We start from the raw sequence: 18,622 nt of genomic DNA on the forward strand, positions 1-18,622 counted from the left end.
AAATAAATGGATATCTTTTTGAAAGTATTGCTCCTGATTTTTTCCGTAGGTTTGATTGCGGTGGTTCTTCTGCAAAAAGGGAAAAGCGCGGGTCTTTCCGGTGCCATCTCCGGCGGTGCTGAGCATCTCTTCGGTAAATCAAAGGCACGTGGCATGGAGCTCGTTCTTCAACGTGTCACAGTAGGACTGGCAGCTGGATTTTTTATCATGTCCATCATTGTTGCCGTTGTTATTAAATAGAGATATTGCTAAAGTAAACCTTCGCTCTCCTCTGATGGATGGGCGAAGGTTTTTTTGTTGTTATTTGGCAGGTGTTAACCTTTAGATTGCAGGAACAGGGATGCTGGAGATTGATTTCGTGTATACTAGGGTATGAAGTATTATAAAGGTAAAATTTACTTGTAGACTTTTTTACGGAACAGGGCAAGACATACATATATGCCGGCGGCTGGAGCCGCCATGGAGGGCCGAGGTGACGAATATGATAACACAAGAAACATTATTGGATTTTATGCGGGAAACCGCTTATAAACCGATGACTTATGACGAACTGGTGAGCCATTTTGGTCTGAAGGAGAACCAACAATTCAAGGAGTTTGAAGAGCTGCTGATTGCCTTGGAGCAGGATGGAAGAATTGTATTGACCCGCAATGCCGCTTACGGTGTGCCGGAGCGTATGGATTTACTGAGAGGCCGGCTGCAGGCTCATGCCAAAGGCTTTGGTTTTCTCATTCCCGATGATCGGGATCACCCGGATGTATATATCCATTCAAATGATTTAAAAGGTGCCATGAACGGCGATATCATACTGGTTCGCGTAACATCAAAAAGCCCGTCCGGCGGCCGGATGGAAGGCGAAGTGGTAAGGATCGTAAAAAGAGGCGTGCAGCAAACCGTCGGTGTATTCCAGAGCTTTGAAACTTACGGTTTTGTGCTGCCTGATGATAAACGGATTAATCGCGATATTTTTATCCCGAGGGAGTCATTCAAAGGTGCTGTAGACGGGGAGAAGGTCGTTGTCCGTATTGTGAATTATCCGGAGGGCCGTTCGGCCGCAGAAGGCGAAATTATTGAAATTCTGGGGCATAAGGATGACCCTGGTGTAGATATTTTGTCGATTATACGCAAGCATCAGCTGCCGGAAGGCTTCCCGGATGAGGTTATGAATGAGGCGAATAACGCCCCGGACTCCATTACGGATGAAGAAATCATTCAGCAGAGACGGCGCGATTTACGAGGACTTAACATTGTCACGATTGATGGCGAGGATGCCAAGGATCTGGATGATGCCGTTAACGTGGAGCGTCTGGAGAACGGTCATTACAAGCTGGGTGTTCATATTGCGGATGTCGGTTATTATGTGCCTGAGAGCTCGGAGCTGGATAAAGAAGCTTATGACCGCGGCTGCAGTGTGTATTTGGTGGACCGTGTAATTCCGATGCTTCCACATCGGTTGTCTAACGGGATTTGCAGCTTGAATCCGCAGGTTGACCGGCTGACCATGTCGTGTGAGATGGAATTTAATGAGCATATGAAGGTTGTTAAGCATGACGTGTTTACGAGTGTAATCCGTACCAAAGAAAGAATGACCTACTCGAATGTCCGGAAGATTGTTGAGGACGAGGACCCTGAGCTTCTGGAGCGCTACAGTCCGCTGATCGAGGATTTCCGCCTGATGAAGGAGCTGGCCATGAAGCTGCGCGATGCGCGGATGCGGCGCGGGGCGGTTGATTTTGACTTTGAAGAGAGCAAAATTATCGTTGATGAGGAAGGCAAGGCCATTGATATTGTGAAGCGTGAGCGTTCGGTGGCGGAGCAGATTATCGAGGAGTTCATGCTGGCGGCGAACGAGACGGTGGCCGAGCATTTCCACTGGCTGAAGGTTCCTTTTCTGTACCGGATTCATGAGGACCCGGACCCGGAGAAGCTGCAGAATTTCATGGCTTTTGCGGCTAATTTCGGCTATCACGTAAAAGGCCGGGGTAATTCAGTACATCCGCGTGCCCTGCAGAACTTGCTGGAGGAAATTAAGGACACCAAGGAGCAGACGGTCATCAGTACGATGATGCTGCGCTCTATGAAGCAGGCAAAATACGATGCCGAGAGCACGGGGCATTTCGGACTGGCTGCGGAGTATTATTCCCACTTCACTTCTCCGATCCGGCGTTACCCGGATTTAGTGATCCACCGCGTCATGCGGGAAGTCATTGAGAACGGCGGCACCTTGAGCCAGAAACGGCATGATTATTTGGCGAGCCGTATGACTGACATCGCCCAGCAATCTTCGGAACGCGAACGTGTGGCTGTAGAGGCGGAGCGGGATACCGAGCAGCTGAAGAAGTGCGAGTACATGAAGGACAAGGTAGGCGAGGAATATGGCGCCATGATCAGCAGCGTGACCAGCTTCGGGATGTTCATCGAGCTGGACAATACCGTCGAAGGTCTGATTCGGCTCAGCGCGCTGACCGATGATTATTATCACTTCGACGAAGCTCATATGGCGCTCATCGGCGAGCGCACCTCGAAGGTGTTCCGCATTGGTGACGAGGTGAAGATCCGAGTCGCCAAGGTCAACATGGACGACCACACGATTGACTTCGAGTTGGTCGACATGAAGCCGCGCGCGGCGGGCGAGCACCGCAGCGGCAGTTTTGGCGGCGGCCGCGGGGGCACGGGCGGCCGCACGGGCGGCGGCTTCGGCAAGGCCGCCGCTGGGGGTAAAGCCGGCGGCGGCGGCAAAGGCCGCGGCGGGAAGGGCAAGCCCGGGGCCGCAGGCCCGGGCAGGGCGGACGCGGGGGGCAAGGCCCGCGGCGGTGAAGGGCCGCGCGGAGCGGCCGGCGGTGCGCCGGGCGGACGCGGCAAGCGGAAGCGCGGCGGCCAGGGGGCCGGCGGCGGGGACGCGGGCCGGGCTGTAGCGCCCGGCGCTAGCGCGGGTGCGGAGCGCGGGGGCGAAGCCCGCGGCACAGGCCCGGCCGCAGCGCGCGCGCGCGCCGGCGTGCCGGTAAGCGGCGGAGACAGCGGCGCGGGAGCTGGCAACGGAGGGCGCGGCATTAACTTCGGCTTTGGCTCCGGCAAGGGCGGATATGGTGGGCCAGGCGGGGAAGAATCCCTCGGTTTTGACCGGAACACCAGATTCCGCAGCCGTGAGGATCGTGGCCCTAATGCTGGGCTCTCGGAACGCAGCAGCGGATCGGAAGGCAAATCACGCCGCAAGAAAAAGTCCAAGAGCGGCGTCTTCATCGGCCAGTCCGTGACTCCGGGCAATGCGGATACACCTTCTGGCGGCAACACTCCAGAAGGCGGCGGCCGCAGGAAGAGAAAATAATTATTAACGGAGCGCTGTTCCCTTTGGCTAGGGGACGGCGCTTTTCTACCTATATAAAGGGGAACCTTCAAAGGGAACCTTCTCCTCTATAAAGAGGAACCTTCCTTGCAGGAACCTACAAAATACGGTCTGTCTTGTTCCCGCTTAGTTGCATTCCGTGCAATTATAACACTCCCTTTTAAGCAAATTAGTCATATAAATGTATTTCATACAGCTATATTCCGCGTAAAACGCCAAAGAGAGCTTCCAAAGTCTGTATAATTGTACGAGGTGCAATTAAAGGTAAAGGTGGGACAGGAAAGCGGGGGATAGTTGTACGGAGTGCAGTTAAGGAGAGAAGGGTGAAGAATGGTGGATGAGAAGCAATTTAAACTAGTAGCGAAATAGAGTGCTTGTAATAAGGGACCAGGACAACCGAGCGCCGACCTCCTTGCGTTTCTTCGATTCCATTTGTTACAATAAAGATCTGACGTTCTGATAGCCATGTTGTTTTTGAGTTTTACAGGCATGGTTTTTCATGGCCATAAGAATATGATTCAAGGAGTGATTCTCATGGGCAAAAAAGCAGATGGGAAAGTGCTCGCCCAGAACAAAAAAGCTTCCCATGACTATTTTATCGAGGACACCTATGAGGCTGGTCTGGTACTGACGGGAACAGAAATCAAGTCGCTGCGTAACGGGCGGGCCAACATTGGAGATGCTTTTGCCACCATTCGGAACGGCGAGATTCAAATTCACAATATGCATATTAGTCCCTTTGAACAAGGTAACCGCGCCAACCCGGATGACCCCACGCGTACGCGCAAGCTTCTGATGCATAAAGAGCAGATTCACAAGCTGCTGGGATTATCCAAGCGGGATGGTTTTACCATTGTGCCACTCAAGATCTACGTTAGGAACGGGTATGCCAAACTGCTAATCGGTCTTGGTAAAGGTAAGAAAGAGTACGACAAACGTGATACTGCAGCAAAACGTGATGCACAGCGTGATATCCAGCGTGTCCTGCGTGATAAGCAGAAGATCGCCAGATAAGCCGAAGTCACCGAAACCCAGCCGTACCAGAATCACCCTTCAATTCCTTTAACCTTCGTGTTAAAGTATTGATAAATGTGATATAATGTTTAAGTAAAAGCTTATTGCTTTGCTTCTGATCAGCCTCTTCTGAAGAAGAAGCTGTGGATTGGATCTATCTATCTAGCGTGAAGATCCGCTTGATCCGAAGAAGCCCTTTTTAATGAGGGGCCGTTCTTGGATTCGACGGGGATAGTTCGAGCATGGGTAGCGAGTAGTGGGGACGCGTCCGCTTTATCAACGCTAAAGCCTATTAAACGGCAAACAACAAACAAACTACGCTTTCGCAGCCTAAGAAACTGTGCGCGTGCTTCTACCCTGCATCGCCCATGTGACAGGGATAGGGGCTAACCAGTAGTGGGATACGCTGTCTCATCTCCGCCTGCGGTGAGCTGAAGAAGACAATCAGGCTGACCCGAAGGGAATCCGGTGACAGGGAGTTTCTAGGGTGACATCAAACCTGTCACTACACTCGTAGAAGCTTATGTGGCGTTATCTTCGGACAGGGGTTCGACTCCCCTCGGCTCCATCCGTAATACCCGAAACGGACACCAAATGGTGTCCGTTTTTGTGTATTCGATAGTCGACGCGGGTACCTCTCTGCTTTTTGAGTCTTCGGCTTCTCGTAATATGAAATATATCTATTGATTATCGGGTCGATATACAATAGTTTTGATTTCACCATAAAGACTTCCTGTTACTAAATCCTTCTCAAATCCATCTGGTCTTTTTTCACTGTTCCCATCTTTAAGGCATATTTCTACAGATTTATCTGCATAGCTGGTAACCCATGTCTATTAAGACGTTCAGTCTATTTGCTCTGAATAACAAAGCCGAGTTCCCGGTCGGTTCTCAAAATTGTGACCAATGTTTACTACGCTTGTAACTGCAAAATCTTTCGACAACTGATATGCTTTCAAAGCAAATAACTCACAGGGGAAGTTGGGGGATATGATAAAATATTAAAGTGGAGGGATGATCAATGACCTCTGAAGTGCTTAATCTTCAAGGGTGAAACGGATTTTTTAGAGGTAAACATTACAGAATAACTGAAAAACTTGAATTTAAATGGATCTAGTCTGAAATAAAACCTCATTAGGGGGATAAAATAATATGGCGGAGAAAACATCAACGGAGTTAGAACAATATCTTAAACAAATCACTGAAAGTCTGAAAGCAAATCGTTGTGCTATACTCGTAGGAGCCGGGTTTAGCAGAAATGCAGATAGCGGATCGCTTTTTGCACCTACATTCCCTACTTGGAACGAACTTGCAGACACATTTTATGAAAAACTGTATTTATGTAAGCCAGATGGGGCCCAATACCTTAGTCCACTTACGCTCGCAGAACAGGTTGAAGCCGCGTATGGACGTTCTGTATTGAATCAACTGCTGATTTCTCGGATACCTGATACTCAGTATAGTCCCTCTGCACTGCATACGAAATTGCTCAACCTACCTTGGACAGATATATTCACCACTAATTATGATACCCTGCTCGAGCGCGCCAGCCAAGAAATCACAAGCAAAAGATTCAATATAATCAACTGCAAGGAAGACTTGGTATCCAGTTCAGATGCACCTCGTATTGTTAAACTTCATGGAACGTTTCCTTCACATCGACCTTTTATTATTACCTCCGAAGACTACCGCCGATATCCACGGGAATTTGCTCCATTTATTAATACGGTACAGCAGTCATTACTCGAGAACACGCTTTGTTTGATTGGCTTTTCAGGAGATGATCCCAACTTTAATCAGTGGGTTGGCTGGATTCATGATAATCTCGGGTTAGAAAATTCTCCGCAAATTTATCTGTTTTCCCATGAAGATTACCCCCATGCCCAGAAAAAACTTCTAGACCGCAAGAAAGTCATTGTTCTCAACATTGATTCATTTGCCTCTGAAGGCAATCCTCGCAAAAAGTATGAAAGTTTACTTGATCATCTTTTGGAAAGTGTCCGCACTGCCCAACCGATCTGGCCTGAAATTCACAGTCTTCACGAGGGGGAGCAAATACCTTTTTCCAAGGCTGTGTCGCTCCTTCAACAGACACGTAAAGCATATCCTGGATGGTTAGTTCCGCCTCATGCTACAAGGAATCGAGCGTTAATTTTAAGGGGAGAAGTAGAGAAATTGCTACAATCCGTTACAAGGAACAGCAAGACGAGGAACTCTCTCTTTTGTATGAATATGACTGGTTGCGGGAAAAGTGTTTACGCCCCCCCTTTCAGTGGGAACTGAGATTTTATTCGCTAATTTTGGAACGTAACCCTGTTACTACTACCGATGATCAACAAATGCGTCTGTCTATCCAGATTTCTCTCTTGCGTGATTTACGTGAAAGTGGTGATCGTGAAGGTTGGAACTCACTGATTAAGCAGATTGGATCTCAGTCAGTCGTCATGAAAGACGAGCAGTTAAATCGTTTATCCTATGAACTTTGTTTGTCTTCTATGTTTAATTTTGACTATAAAGAACTGCAGGCGCATCTTAATTCATGGAATGTTAACGAACAATCACCTGAGTGGGTATTGCGAAAGTCAGGGCTACTAGCTGAGTGCAATGAACTGTTACAAGCACAAGAACTGCTACAAAATTCGCTTGTTCTTGTAAGGCGGCAGCTTCAGAGCAATGAACAAAGCCTGCTCCTACTCTCTTATGAGAGTGCTTTAATGTCATTAAAAGGCCACATTGAACAGGCAATCTCTATGGAGAAGGATTATGGACAATCTTGGAGTGAGCGGCGGGATACAGAGGTCGAACGTCGTCAAATGCATAGAAAATTCACAACAGATTGGAATACTGAAGACGAACGGTTCCAGTTACTTCTGACTGTGCCTCGTCAAGATTTTCGTCCAAAGGGTGAACAACCTTCTTTTGATTTTGGACGACGCACACTTTCATTTAATACTAGGGAAGACACCGATAGTCTTACTGCGTATGCCTTCCTTCGTTTCCGTGAAGAGACCGGACATCCTTTCCGGATTCATAATATAACTAACGGAAATAAAGCTGTAGTTGGAGCGGTAGAGCGAATCGCCGCCTATTCGTTTGCATGGGCTGTGGTTACATTTGCCCGCGCCAATGAGGAAAAAGCGGTTGAAGCTGTATTATCCCGATCAGCCCTCTATGAAATGAATGCATCAACAGCAAACGAGCTATGTCAAAGTTATCTAGATGCACTTCGTCGCACGATGGGAGAACTTCACGCTGCCGATTGGTATTTTTCAAAAAGCTTTGCAGGATTTTCGGCAGAGGTGTTACCTTTGCTATTATCACAGCTTTGTTGTAAGTGTACATTACCTGTCCTTGATGAGCTACTTCAATTTCTGCTCGAGGTTTATCAGAGTGATTGCCGTTTGTATTATAAAAGGGTAGGCAAATGGACATGGCGGTTGATTAATGCATTCACAAAAGCACAACAGTCAGAACGCATCCCTATTTTTCTGAAGTTCCCGCTTCTCCCTGAGGAAACTCGAGTAGTGCATGAGTTTCCTGATCCATTAAATTTTTTGAGTATTCCAGTTGAGAAACCTATCCCCATTGCTGAAGTTGTTACTGGAACGGAGAGTGTTTTTATCCAAGCTACATCTTCTTCTGAGCTGCGGTTATCAGCGCTTGGACGTCTTGCCATTCTTTCTTGCAACGGTTGGTTGACTCGAGAACAGGATGAGCGACTGGGCACATTGCTTTGGCAAGATAATTTTATAATACCAGCAAATTTTGATCGGACGATTAGCCTAATGTTGCCGCATCCTGCCGAGATAAACCCCAAAGAAATTATCAGAACATTGTTGTTAACTGATTTACAAGAACGCGCAATCGAAAGAAAAACTTCAATTTCGGATCGAGATTTTTTACTGGATGAATTTCGTAGCGGGGTCTTTCATGAGATATTCGCTTTAAAGGACATTCCTGTACTATTGCTAATCTTTGAAGCTATACAAAAGCGTCTCGTTCATCATTTTATGAAAACCAGCTTTTTCAACGCGGATAGTATTGCACGTAGACAAATGTTTCAGCTTGTAAAAACGTTAACTCGTTTGTTACTTATCTCAACTGAGTGGTATCCTTCGAGTTCAGAACATGAAATCATGGAGCGAATTTTAGATGTATTGCGAAAAAGCCAACTTACGCATCCAAGTTTGGAATTTCTGTGGGCGAAAAAGTGTAATGTAACTATCGATGTTAACGAGACAATTCTTATCCATCTGTTTATGGGAAGCTATTATCAAAAGCTTGCTTTATATGATACAGCGATCCTGTCGATCGAGTATAAAGAGAAAGATGTTATGACTCAGGAAGAAATCCAGCAGTTGCTTACTTTGATTTCTCAACAGATTTTATGGCGTAATAACGAGCATTTGGTTTCCGCGATCAATGTGATGCATGAGGCAGTTCGACTTGCTCCTGAAACCATATCATCTGAGATCGAACACTCCTTGTTGACGGGTCTACATTGTCTAGAGGAAGAGAGTAAGTCTACAGAAATAGATGCAATAGTTGCGGCTGTCCCGAAAGGCGAGCTTCGTGTTGCATCCGCTCGGTTGGCACATATTATGATTCAAAATTTTAGTGCTGGGAACATACCAATACCTGAAGTGTTAAGACATTGGGAAAATATTTACAACTGCGCCGATGAATTCTCTGAGATTCGTAACGCTGTCTATTGATATAAAATTATCAATTTGAATAGATAATCCATAGCCATTTTCTTACTTCGGCCCATTTTAGTTAGGCTATTAATTTCAGGATTGGTTACGGGGGGCTTGACATCAAATCCGTGACTACACTCGTAGAAGCTTATGTGCCGTTATCTTCGGACAGGGGTTCGACTCCCCTCGGCTCCATATGGAGTATCAGTGAAGACACCTTAAATGGTGTCTTTTTTCGTTTTAGCGGCTGTTTTGGACTATACGTGGCGGTAAACAAGCTTGTTATGACGCGGTTTCTGGGGTTTGCTGTTAATGGATACAGTGAGTTTCACTGAGGCTATATGGAGACAGGAGGCTTTGGCCGCCACGTAAACAGTGATTAATACGATCCCCTTCGGCGTGTGTTTTCGCCTTCCGTACCCATCATCCGCACTTCGCTTCGTTAAAACTACCTCTCAAAGCTACCTCTCTAAAGCCCTCAAAGCTTCTCAGTCATTCGGTTACTCTACTGCACATATTTGTGCCGGCGGTACTTCAAACGACAACCAGATTCAATCTGAGCGGTTATACGCATCTTTGCAAGGTTCAGAACCCTTGAGAAATGATATAATAATAATGAATGGAGCTGATGCCGATGGATTTGCTGGACCCTCGTGTGGATTTTGTATTCAAACGGATATTTGGCAGCGAGAACAATAAGGATGTGCTGTTGGCGTTTCTTAACCGAATTTTTACGGAAGCTGGCGAGCCGCCGCTGACTGAGATCATCCTGATGAACCCTTATACGGATAAAGACGATCCACTCGACAAACAATCCATCTTTGATGTTTACGCCAAGACCTCAGAAGGTAAACTGATTGATATAGAGATGCAGTTGTTTAATAAGTACGACATAGAGAAGAGAACACTCTTTTATTGGAGCAAACGATATGCGAGTCAACTCAGCGAGGGAGACAAATATCCGGAGTTGAAGAAATGCGTGACGATTAACATTTTGAACTATGCGTTCTTGAAGAATGAGCAATATCATAACGTATTTCATCTGCGGGAAGACCGGACCGGGATATCCTTAATTGACGACATTGAGGTTCATTTTCTAGAGTTGCCGAAGCTGGATGAGTACAGCGTCCCGTCTGAAGGCGGATTGATCAATTGGTTGTTGTTTCTGAAAGGTGCCGATACATCACAATGGGAGGTGCTGAAGATGAATGAGCCGGGTTTGGAAAAGGCCATGGATACCCTGCAATATTTGAGTCAGGATTCAGAGGCCAGACGGTTGTATGAGGCAAGACAGAAGTATTTGCATGATGAAGCATCTATGCTGGAAAGTGCAGAAATAGCAGGTATAAAGAAAGTGGCTAAGAATATGCTTGCCATGAATCTGGACATATCGACGATTGCTAAGGCTACCGGATTAACGGAGCAGGAGATCAATGCCTTGAGGAAGTAAAGAATGTGGGAGCATCCAATGAGCGGATGCTCCCTTTTGTTATTACAGATGCCTCGTGTTACGCTACTCTTCATCCCCTTCGGCTACTGTATAATGGCCAGTGGCAACGGAAGATTGGAATACACCGTTACTGTGGTATTTTTGTTTTCCGGCAATACTAATAAGAGAGTCTTTGTCGCAGCGTTGCTTTTGTACGGGATCTCGGGGATTTCAGGATTTTTCCTGACGTCACTCTCGTTGATCCTGATTACCCGCTTCATCTTGGGAATCTCGGTGGCGGCGCTCACGACGAGTGCGACCGCGCTCATCGGCGACTACGCGCATGAGTCCAAGCTGGCTACTTCCATGGGTCGGCAGTCGCTGTTTATGGCTTTTGGCAACGTGCTCTTTGTCTCTCTGAGCGGAGTGCTTGCAGACTTTAACTGGCGTTGGCCGTTCTTGATCTACGCCATTTCACTCCTGATCCTGCCGACTGCGATCTGGCTCATCACCGAGACGCGGACGACCCGATCGCCTGACGGGGGAACTTCGCAAGTTGAGACGACGAAGGAGCCGATGCCGAAGGCTCGAACAGCGTTTGTCTGCATCATTGCGTTCGTCAATATGGTCGTCTATTTCATGGTGCCGGTGTATCTGCCGTTCTACGTACAGTCGTTTTCTGATGGTAATAGCATGAAATCTGGAGGGCTGTTAGCTGTGGTGGGGTTGAGTTGGGGGATCGTGTCCTCTCAATATCATCGGCTTCGAAACAGCCTCTCGTTTGAGCGGATCACTATGCTAGCACTCTCGCTGGTTGTTACCGCTTATGTGCTGTTGTCGCTTGCGACCGGTTACTATGTCATGATCTTGGCGCTGGTGATGATCGGGTTGGGACTTGGTACGATTCTGCCCAATCTGAATGCTTGGTTGCTTTCCGTTGTGCCGGTTGCGCTCAAAGGGCGTGCGATCGGGACGATGGCACTCTTTTCCTTCATGGGACAGTTTTTCTCCCCGATGATCACAGAACCGCTGACCAAGGCGGTCGGTATTTCGCGCAGCTATCTTTTGACCGGGATGTTGCTCGTTCCCCTCGTGGTGGCAAGCGGCTTGTATGAGTTACAACAGAGACGTCTGCGTGCAGGAGAATTCGAAAGGAGTAAAGCACATGTCGGCCAATGAACGAGTCCAATTTAAAAACCCTGAGACCATGCCTCCGACGTTTGGCTACACCAATGTGGTGGAATCGAGAAGCGCTCGGACCATCTATATATCCGGACAGGTGCCCTTGAACAAGGAAGGCCAATTGGTCGGTACGGGGGATCTGGCCGCGCAAACGCGACAGGTCTTCGAGAATATCAAATCTGCATTGGACGCTGCTGAGGTCAGCTTTGATGATGTGGTGAAATTAACCTTTTTCTTGACCGATATATCTCAGATGCAAACGGTGCGCGAGATTCGAGATCAGTACATTAATACGGTGAATCCGCCAGCCAGTTCAGCCGTTGAAGTTCGAAAGCTCATCCGAGAAGATATTTTGATTGAGATTGAAGCAATTGCGGTTGGGAACTAGCAGATACGATCAACTGAAAGCGAGCTTAGGAGACTGCTTTGGCTTCCGCTGTGCCGCGTTGTTGTTCGCTGTTTCTTAAGATTTTGGCCCCTTGATGGACAAGGGGTCAAAGCCATCTAAAAGGATGGAAGGATACGGCTGTGATTTTCGACGATGACTATAACATCGTGGAATCGGTGTTGCTTTTCTCAAACTGGTTAGAGTTGAAGGGCATGTCCCCAAATACAGTCATAGGGTACCAGCATGGCGAGTCGGCAAAAAAGTCTCCAGCCACAATTAACAAGTACTTAGCAGCCGTGGCCTCGTTCGATCGACCATAGTCTGCGATTCGAGATTCCCAAACCTTTCTGATCTCCGATTGAGCCATGAATATATCTACCTCGGGTCATAGCTGGTATCTCTAGTGCCAATTGGCGTAGCATACCAAAAAGTGTTAGTGTGATTTAAAATTGTTCCGTTTGAAGTTGCATAGAAGAACTTGTTGCTGCTTGGATAACCAATACTCATTTTATCCACAAGTTGCCAGTATGGGCTTATATTCCACTGAAAGACGCCGGAGCAATGGAACTTAAAATAGGCGTCTGCTAACGGCTGTTTCGTACAATTCCAGCAGCAACCCCCGCCGAATTGTGGCTCTGCAAGTCCACGCCTCAGTTTCTAGAATCCCTTTCCCAGTAAGGCTTTAAGGCCCTTTTGGGGAAAGGGGTTCTACACGCCTATCCCATTGTATTAACACTTTGTTACAACTCAGCCCCCTTATATCCCATCTTTCGATAACCTCTAACTCTCTTCTTGAACATCGCCATTAACATAGGGACCTGAAGGTCAATATAATCATATATTTTCACTTCTTCTTTATTCACATGACTTCGGTGCAAGCGGCCTGCATATTGCTGCAGGGTGCCTGACCAAGAGATAGGATGGACGAGAAACAAGGTGTCCAGTCTGGCATCATCGAAGCCCTCACCAATCAGCTTACCGGTAGCGATAACTACCCGTTCTTGATCATCTGGAATAGAGGCGATTTGTGCGCGTAGAGCCTCTCTCTGCTTTTTTCCCATTCCTCCTCTAAGCACAATTACGTTTTTGGCGAAAGACTGCAATCTCTCTGCAAAATATTCAGCATGAGCGGTCCGTTCAACCAGCAGCAGCGGAGAGCGGCCTTCATCCAGGCAGGTAAGTAAATCGTCAAAAATAAGAGTGTTACGTTCCTCGTTGTCTACTAGTTGCTGATAGATGTCCTGAATACCGGAAACCTTTTCTTCTGGCTTGATCTGAAAATGGGTATACCGGGGAACAACTCTTAACGAAAATCCTCTGGAGCTGCTTAAGGTCTTGGCATCAATCTTCAAAAGCACCGGTCCAAGCTGGAACCGTACGATTGCTTCTTGTCCGTCCTGACGTTTAGGTGTGGCAGTTAAACCAAATACATACTTTGCTTTTACCTCTCGCAGAACCTGTTCGAAGCTGTAAGCTGACAAGTGGTGGCATTCATCAACAATGACTTGTCCGTACTCACTTACGAAGGATTTAACATTCCCTTTATGGTTGAGGCTCTGAATAATGGCAATATCGATGATACCGGTTCTTTTGTTTTTGCCGCCTCCGATTACACCGATAGCATTTTTAGGGACTTCGAGAAAGGTGTGCAAACGTTCCTGCCATTGTTCCATAAGCTCCCGTCGGTGTACCAGTATAAGGGTGTTTGTTTTTCTTGAAGCGATGATGCTGGCTGCTATGACGGTTTTGCCGAAAGCGGTTGCCGCCGAGAGAACACCTATATCCCGGCTTAGAATCGCTCTGGCTGCTGTATCCTGAAGAGTGGTCAGCGTACCGGTGAACTCAGCCCCTATTGAAGTTCCAGATGAACGTTGATCGTCAAGTGATACGTTGACATGATTATGCTCGAAAAAGGATAGCAAATCCTGCAAGCATCCCCTTGGAAGCACTACGTAACTTTCCAGATCCTCTGCGCATGAGATGACCCGGGGTTTACCATAGGTAGAGAGCCGCATTGCTTGGGTTTTATAAAAATCGGGATTGGAGAACGAAGCCAATTTAATCAGAGCATAAATTGCACTTGAAGGAAGTCCAGACTTAGGAATATAAAGTCGGTTTGAATGAAGAATCTGTATTTCAGCAGGCAAAGATTCCATCAAAATCTCTTCTTCCTGAATGCAGTTCTCCTGTACCCATGCTAATCCATCCTCCGCATCGCTAGATGCTGCGATCAGGGTGTCATTATTAAACAGCCTATGTTCCCCGTGCTTGTATATAAATTGCTTTACCTCGTCCTCGGTCATCTTGCGAAGCCCGGATAATAGACTCCATTGGACTGCGTAAGGCTCAAAGTGTTCATCAATAAAAGTACTGTTTCCATGTTTACGTGGTCCACCTTGAAGCGGAAGGGCAATTAGATTGCCGAACCCGCCTTTAGGCAGTGTATCTTGATTGGGAAACAGACGGTCATAGGATTCCAAGCCGATTTGGTATCTTTTTTTCATTGTTAAGCTCAGCAAAGTCATTCCAAATCTTCTAGCCGTAGCAGCTTCAATATTTTGACTGAAGAAAATCCAAATGTGACCGCCATTACCGGAACGTGAACGCTCTAGCAGAGCAGGTATCCCATGACTTTTGCATGACTGCATTACGGCAGTAACATCTTGTTGCCAATCATGTTTGTCAAAATCCATAGCAAGAAACAAGCAGGTCTCATCTGGTAGCATTGGGTAGATACCAATGGTTCTGTCTTTCCGTGCATCTAAATGGGCTGATAGCACTTCGTTTGTAAAGGGCATGAAGCTCTGATGTGTGCATACAGAGCATTTGACTCTGGGTTTCTCGCAGACAGATGTCCAACATTACCGCAGGCAGGAGAGTAACCGGACTTGCCTTGCTTATTGCCCCAGCGAACCGGGTACACATCGTCTCTGCCGCGAAAATAACTTTTATAAAGGGCGAGCTTATCCTCTACAGTGGAGTACTGATGAATATTAGATTCTCCAATGGTTGGCTCTGTGCTGACTCTTGCCGGAAAAGTGGAATAAGACGCTATTTGATCGTCTGTAGTAGCTATGTTTTCGTTAACAGGCAGCTCCAGTAAACTTCTCAATCGGGTAATTTCCTGCTTGAGTTCTTCAATATGCGCCAGAGCCGCGTTATATTTGTCCTCGATATTGTCCATTGATTGGTCCTCGCGTTTTATTTATATTATACCTTGTAAGCTACAGAGTTATAGTTTTGGAAATTATAACTGGAATAAGGAGATCATCATGCTAAAATTAAAAAACTCAACCATTAAAAAGTATTTGAAGAATCTTACGAGAGAAGAACTCGAGGCTGAAATCTTAAATTTGGCTAAGAAATACCCGATCATTCAGGAGCATTTTTTTTCAATGTTGTTTCCTGATAATGGGGAGGTCTTAGGCAAGTACAAGAAAATTATTGAGAATGAATTCCGCCATCGTAAAGGGGAGATTTTGCGATACCCGATTATGAAGAAAGCAATAAGCGATTTTAGTAATGTTTCAAACAACAGTGAGCAAATTGCGGAAATAATGGTTTTTACAGTTGAATGTGGAGTGGACTTTACGCTTTCATTTGGGGACATTGATCAAAAATTCTACCATACTATAGCAAGTATATATGAACAAGCCCTAATGTATATTGTAGACAACCAGCTAGAAGACAAGTTTCTAGACCGATGCAATCGATTAATGCTGAGCAGTCAGGATATTGGTTGGGGGTTTGGATTTGATATGATGGATTTGTATAATGATTATTTGGGACACATGGATGAAGAAGAAGACCTTGAATAGCTTATGCAGGCGAATTATTTAACCGTAAGGAATGTGTTATAATATTATAAATAAAAACGGAAATCCGAGTGAGGTGCTATAATCATGCTTCCCCAAAGAGAAGAATTGCAACGGTTATTGAAAAAAGCCAACCAACATGCAGTCGCAGAGGCCAAAAAGGCTGGAGCCTCCATCTATTATATAAAAGACGGCAAGCGAATACGTGAAGATGCCACTGGGCAAAAATTTGAGATTACTTACGATATAGCCGGAAATCGCACTGAGCTTGTAAGTCATGACTGAACGTGAGTCTGTAATGACTGTTTTCGCTGGCACCAATGGAGCTGGGAAAAGCACAATCAGCCTTCAGATGAGGGATTATGTCGGAACCATTATTGATCCTGACCAGATTGCCAAAAAGATAAACCCGGAGGATCCCAGATCCGCGGATTTGTCTGCCGGACGAGAAGCTGTTAAGAAAATACGGGAATTAATTAGGCGTAAGGACAACTTCGCTATAGAAACAACCCTTTCAGGAAGTTTCGCTTTGCGGCATATGAAGACGGCTAAGGAACAGGGAGGGCACTGGATTGCCGAAGAAGATATCCGGTGGAGATATGGTCAATCTTTAAGTAACCTGAAGCCTGCTTTGGAGATTTCAGATGAAGTCACCATTATCGACAACACCAGTGAACCTGAGGTTGTGGCGGAGATAAAACGTTCACAGATCAGCTTTTGCAGGCAAGAGATTCCTACGTGGGCTAGGGGAGCTTTGGAATTGTACTTGCATAATCATTGAGCCAATTCTCGTATGAGAATCTTGCTATTTAATGTAGCAAGTTGCTGCAGAATCAGAGTCAAAGACGCCAGAGCATTGGAACTAAACACAGCGTTTGCTAACCGGCGGTTGCGTACAGCTGCAGAAGCGGAACACGCCGAATTGTGGCTCTGCACGTCCATGCCTCGGGAAATCGAACCCTTGTCCATACAAAACCACAACCGATAATATTGGACAGAGATTCGATACGGTTGTGCCTAAAACAACTCGATTTGGATGTTTATCCGGTCGAGTTTTGTTATGTTATAATGAAGCTATCTATTGAAGTCGCAGGAGGGATTGGGATGCGATGGGAAGAGGTTCAAAAAAAGTTTCCTGAAGAATGGGTAGTATTCGAGGCTATTGAAGCTCATTCGCAAGACGGATTTAGGCTCATTGATTCGGTGACTGTTATTGATCGTTATGAAGATTCGCTCGATGCAATGAAACGATATAAGCAATTACACAGAGACCAGCCTGGGAAGGAAATTTATTTTCTGCACACGTCGCGTCCGGATTTGAAAATTGAAGAGAAATGGGTCGGGTTCAAAAGATGGCGATAGATCTGAGGCTGTTGTACGGATTACCCATTGTTTGTATTGATGTTGTGTTTTCTGGACGTCGACTTCATCTGGAAAATGTATTGCTGGATACCGGATCGGCTGGCACTATTGTGGATGCAGATAAGGTTGCAGAAATCGGCGCTATGGATTATGGTATAGAAATTGACGGCATCCTTGGGTTCGATTTCATTCGAGAAGCAGGACTCATTATTGATGCAAATAATATGCAGGTGTATTCGACAAATTAAGCCACTTCCCCCAATATCCAGAGCATCGCGCAATGGCATATTGTAGATTTTTCGATTGCTATTGCTATGAAACGATATTACAAATTGCACCGGGCGAAGCCTTATTGGGATTATGGTTTCTTCCATACATCCCGCGAAACACTGGAGCTTCGGAAGAAGTTATTATCGCGTTATACCCAATTAAACCAACTGGAGTTGTAATCTCGTGAGTATGCATCCTTACTATTCGATTATTAATGAATCGAAATATGACGAAAATGCAGGCTTCCATTATTTTTTATTCCCGTGGTCACATGACACTTATGTAGCGGTTGAATATTATTGTACCAATCCTGAGTGTGATTGCACTTCAGTTATCCTCCATATTGATCGGGTAACGCCGAGCGGTACTACCGAAAACATTGGCTATCTCTCAATCGGTATTTCCGATTTTAGGGTGGAGGAGATTAAAGTCAAACATAAGGCTGTCTATCAGTCAAAACTGAATAAGGAGTTTAAACAAGGTATACCGGAAGAGTGGAGGCCTTCTATCCTGAAGCATCGCAATCATGTGAGAGAATTAATAGGCGTCAGGTTTCCGACCGATTCGTTACAGGAGAGCAAGGGGGCGCTGCTTACAACTTCAATTTTGCCTTCCCGCTCATATGAACCGATGTCCGAGACTTCGATAGATCTGGATAAGAACTCAACAATGGGTTATGTCGAAATATTCGGGGAATCAGCGGATCAATTGATTTTTACTCACGGGAAAAATACCATCTTGGTGGATGAACAGTACTGTATGAATCCGTCCTGCGACTGTCGGCAAGGTCTCTTGACCTTTATTCAATTGGAAGCGGGCAAGTCAATCAGTAAATTTGTTATTGGTTATTCCACTCACAAGCGGAGTTATACCGTTATAGAAAATTATACAACGAAAAAGGAACTGGAAGATCATGTTGTGGCGTTTGAGAATGCCTATCCCGCGGCACGGCTTATCGTCTCGAAACATTATGATGATATGAAGCGTGAGGGTAAACGAGCGATGGTGGAGAAACAGCAGTCTGTTGCCGCAAGATCAGCAATGCTCCCGGGGCGGAATGATCCATGTTCATGCGGTAGTGGCAAGAAGTACAAAAAGTGCTGCGGAGCGGCAGGAGGTTGA

Annotated in this window: 17 protein-coding genes and 1 other RNA gene; 16 read left to right on the top strand and 2 right to left on the bottom strand. The window is 46.1% G+C overall.

What is annotated here, in order from left to right; genetic code table 11:
• The first annotated feature begins 6 nt into the window (after positions 1-6).
• From secG to PaeBR_RS00945, 10 genes are all read left to right on the top strand, one after another.
• On the top strand, positions 7-240 hold the full coding sequence (secG, locus tag PaeBR_RS00900; protein ID WP_410513068.1) for a preprotein translocase subunit SecG: 234 nt from the start codon (positions 7-9) through the stop codon (positions 238-240).
• A gap of 241 nt (positions 241-481) precedes the next feature.
• On the top strand, positions 482-3,325 hold the full coding sequence (gene rnr, locus PaeBR_RS00905) for a ribonuclease R (RefSeq protein WP_410513069.1): 2,844 nt from the start codon (positions 482-484) through the stop codon (positions 3,323-3,325).
• A gap of 552 nt (positions 3,326-3,877) precedes the next feature.
• Positions 3,878-4,357 carry an SsrA-binding protein SmpB gene (gene smpB / locus PaeBR_RS00910; RefSeq protein WP_410513070.1) on the top strand — a complete coding sequence of 160 codons (480 nt, stop codon included), beginning with the start codon at positions 3,878-3,880 and terminating at the stop codon, positions 4,355-4,357.
• A gap of 206 nt (positions 4,358-4,563) precedes the next feature.
• Positions 4,564-4,928, top strand: a transfer-messenger RNA (tmRNA) gene (gene ssrA / locus PaeBR_RS00915).
• Between the two features lie 581 nt (positions 4,929-5,509).
• Positions 5,510-6,640, top strand: coding sequence for an SIR2 family protein (locus tag PaeBR_RS00920; protein WP_410513071.1), 1,131 nt, complete (start codon positions 5,510-5,512; stop codon positions 6,638-6,640).
• Positions 6,580-9,072, top strand: coding sequence for a hypothetical protein (locus PaeBR_RS00925; protein WP_410513072.1), 2,493 nt, complete (start codon positions 6,580-6,582; stop codon positions 9,070-9,072). The genes PaeBR_RS00920 and PaeBR_RS00925 overlap by 61 nt, the downstream gene beginning before the upstream one ends.
• A 110-nt stretch (positions 9,073-9,182) precedes the next feature.
• On the top strand, positions 9,183-9,389 hold the full coding sequence (locus PaeBR_RS00930) for a hypothetical protein (protein WP_410513073.1): 207 nt from the start codon (positions 9,183-9,185) through the stop codon (positions 9,387-9,389).
• 284 nt (positions 9,390-9,673) lie between these two features.
• Entirely contained in the window at positions 9,674-10,504 is an 831-nt protein-coding gene (locus tag PaeBR_RS00935) for an Rpn family recombination-promoting nuclease/putative transposase (protein ID WP_410513074.1), read from the top strand.
• A gap of 36 nt (positions 10,505-10,540) precedes the next feature.
• Positions 10,541-11,662: an MFS transporter gene (locus tag PaeBR_RS00940; RefSeq protein WP_410513075.1), complete on the top strand. Its 1,122-nt coding sequence runs from the start codon at positions 10,541-10,543 to the stop codon at positions 11,660-11,662.
• Complete coding sequence (locus PaeBR_RS00945) at positions 11,649-12,053, top strand: RidA family protein (RefSeq protein ID WP_410513076.1); 405 nt, start codon at positions 11,649-11,651, stop codon at positions 12,051-12,053. Before PaeBR_RS00940 ends, PaeBR_RS00945 begins: the two co-directional genes overlap by 14 nt.
• A gap of 740 nt (positions 12,054-12,793) precedes the next feature.
• Here the strand turns inward: PaeBR_RS00945 and PaeBR_RS00950 are convergent.
• Both PaeBR_RS00950 and PaeBR_RS00955 read right to left on the bottom strand, forming a co-directional pair.
• Complete coding sequence (locus PaeBR_RS00950; protein WP_410513077.1) at positions 12,794-14,851, bottom strand: TOTE conflict system archaeo-eukaryotic primase domain-containing protein; 2,058 nt, start codon at positions 14,849-14,851, stop codon at positions 12,794-12,796.
• Positions 14,815-15,237: a TOTE conflict system archaeo-eukaryotic primase domain-containing protein gene (locus PaeBR_RS00955; protein ID WP_410513078.1), complete on the bottom strand. Its 423-nt coding sequence runs from the start codon at positions 15,235-15,237 to the stop codon at positions 14,815-14,817. The genes PaeBR_RS00950 and PaeBR_RS00955 overlap by 37 nt, the downstream gene beginning before the upstream one ends.
• Before the next feature lie 88 nt (positions 15,238-15,325).
• Between PaeBR_RS00955 and PaeBR_RS00960 the strand changes: the two genes are divergently transcribed.
• The 6 genes from PaeBR_RS00960 (at position 15,326) to PaeBR_RS00985 (ending at position 18,622) form a co-directional block, all read left to right on the top strand.
• Positions 15,326-15,871, top strand: coding sequence for a DUF6155 family protein (locus tag PaeBR_RS00960; protein WP_410513079.1), 546 nt, complete (start codon positions 15,326-15,328; stop codon positions 15,869-15,871).
• A gap of 84 nt (positions 15,872-15,955) precedes the next feature.
• Positions 15,956-16,153, top strand: a complete 198-nt coding sequence (locus PaeBR_RS00965; protein WP_410513080.1) for a hypothetical protein — start codon at positions 15,956-15,958, stop codon at positions 16,151-16,153.
• A complete protein-coding gene (locus tag PaeBR_RS00970; RefSeq protein ID WP_410513081.1) occupies positions 16,146-16,649 on the top strand; it encodes a hypothetical protein in 504 nt (167 codons plus the stop codon). Before PaeBR_RS00965 ends, PaeBR_RS00970 begins: the two co-directional genes overlap by 8 nt.
• Positions 16,650-16,972: 323 nt before the next feature.
• The gene (locus PaeBR_RS00975; protein ID WP_410513082.1) at positions 16,973-17,230 is read left to right on the top strand and encodes a hypothetical protein; all 258 of its coding nucleotides are present in this window, start codon (positions 16,973-16,975) and stop codon (positions 17,228-17,230) included.
• On the top strand, positions 17,221-17,478 hold the full coding sequence (locus PaeBR_RS00980) for a hypothetical protein (protein WP_410513083.1): 258 nt from the start codon (positions 17,221-17,223) through the stop codon (positions 17,476-17,478). Before PaeBR_RS00975 ends, PaeBR_RS00980 begins: the two co-directional genes overlap by 10 nt.
• A 211-nt stretch (positions 17,479-17,689) precedes the next feature.
• A complete protein-coding gene (locus PaeBR_RS00985) occupies positions 17,690-18,622 on the top strand; it encodes a YecA family protein (RefSeq protein ID WP_410515032.1) in 933 nt (310 codons plus the stop codon).

Source organism: Paenibacillus sp. BR2-3, from assembly GCF_046529485.1.
Classification (GTDB): Bacteria; Bacillota; Bacilli; order Paenibacillales; family Paenibacillaceae; genus Paenibacillus_AQ.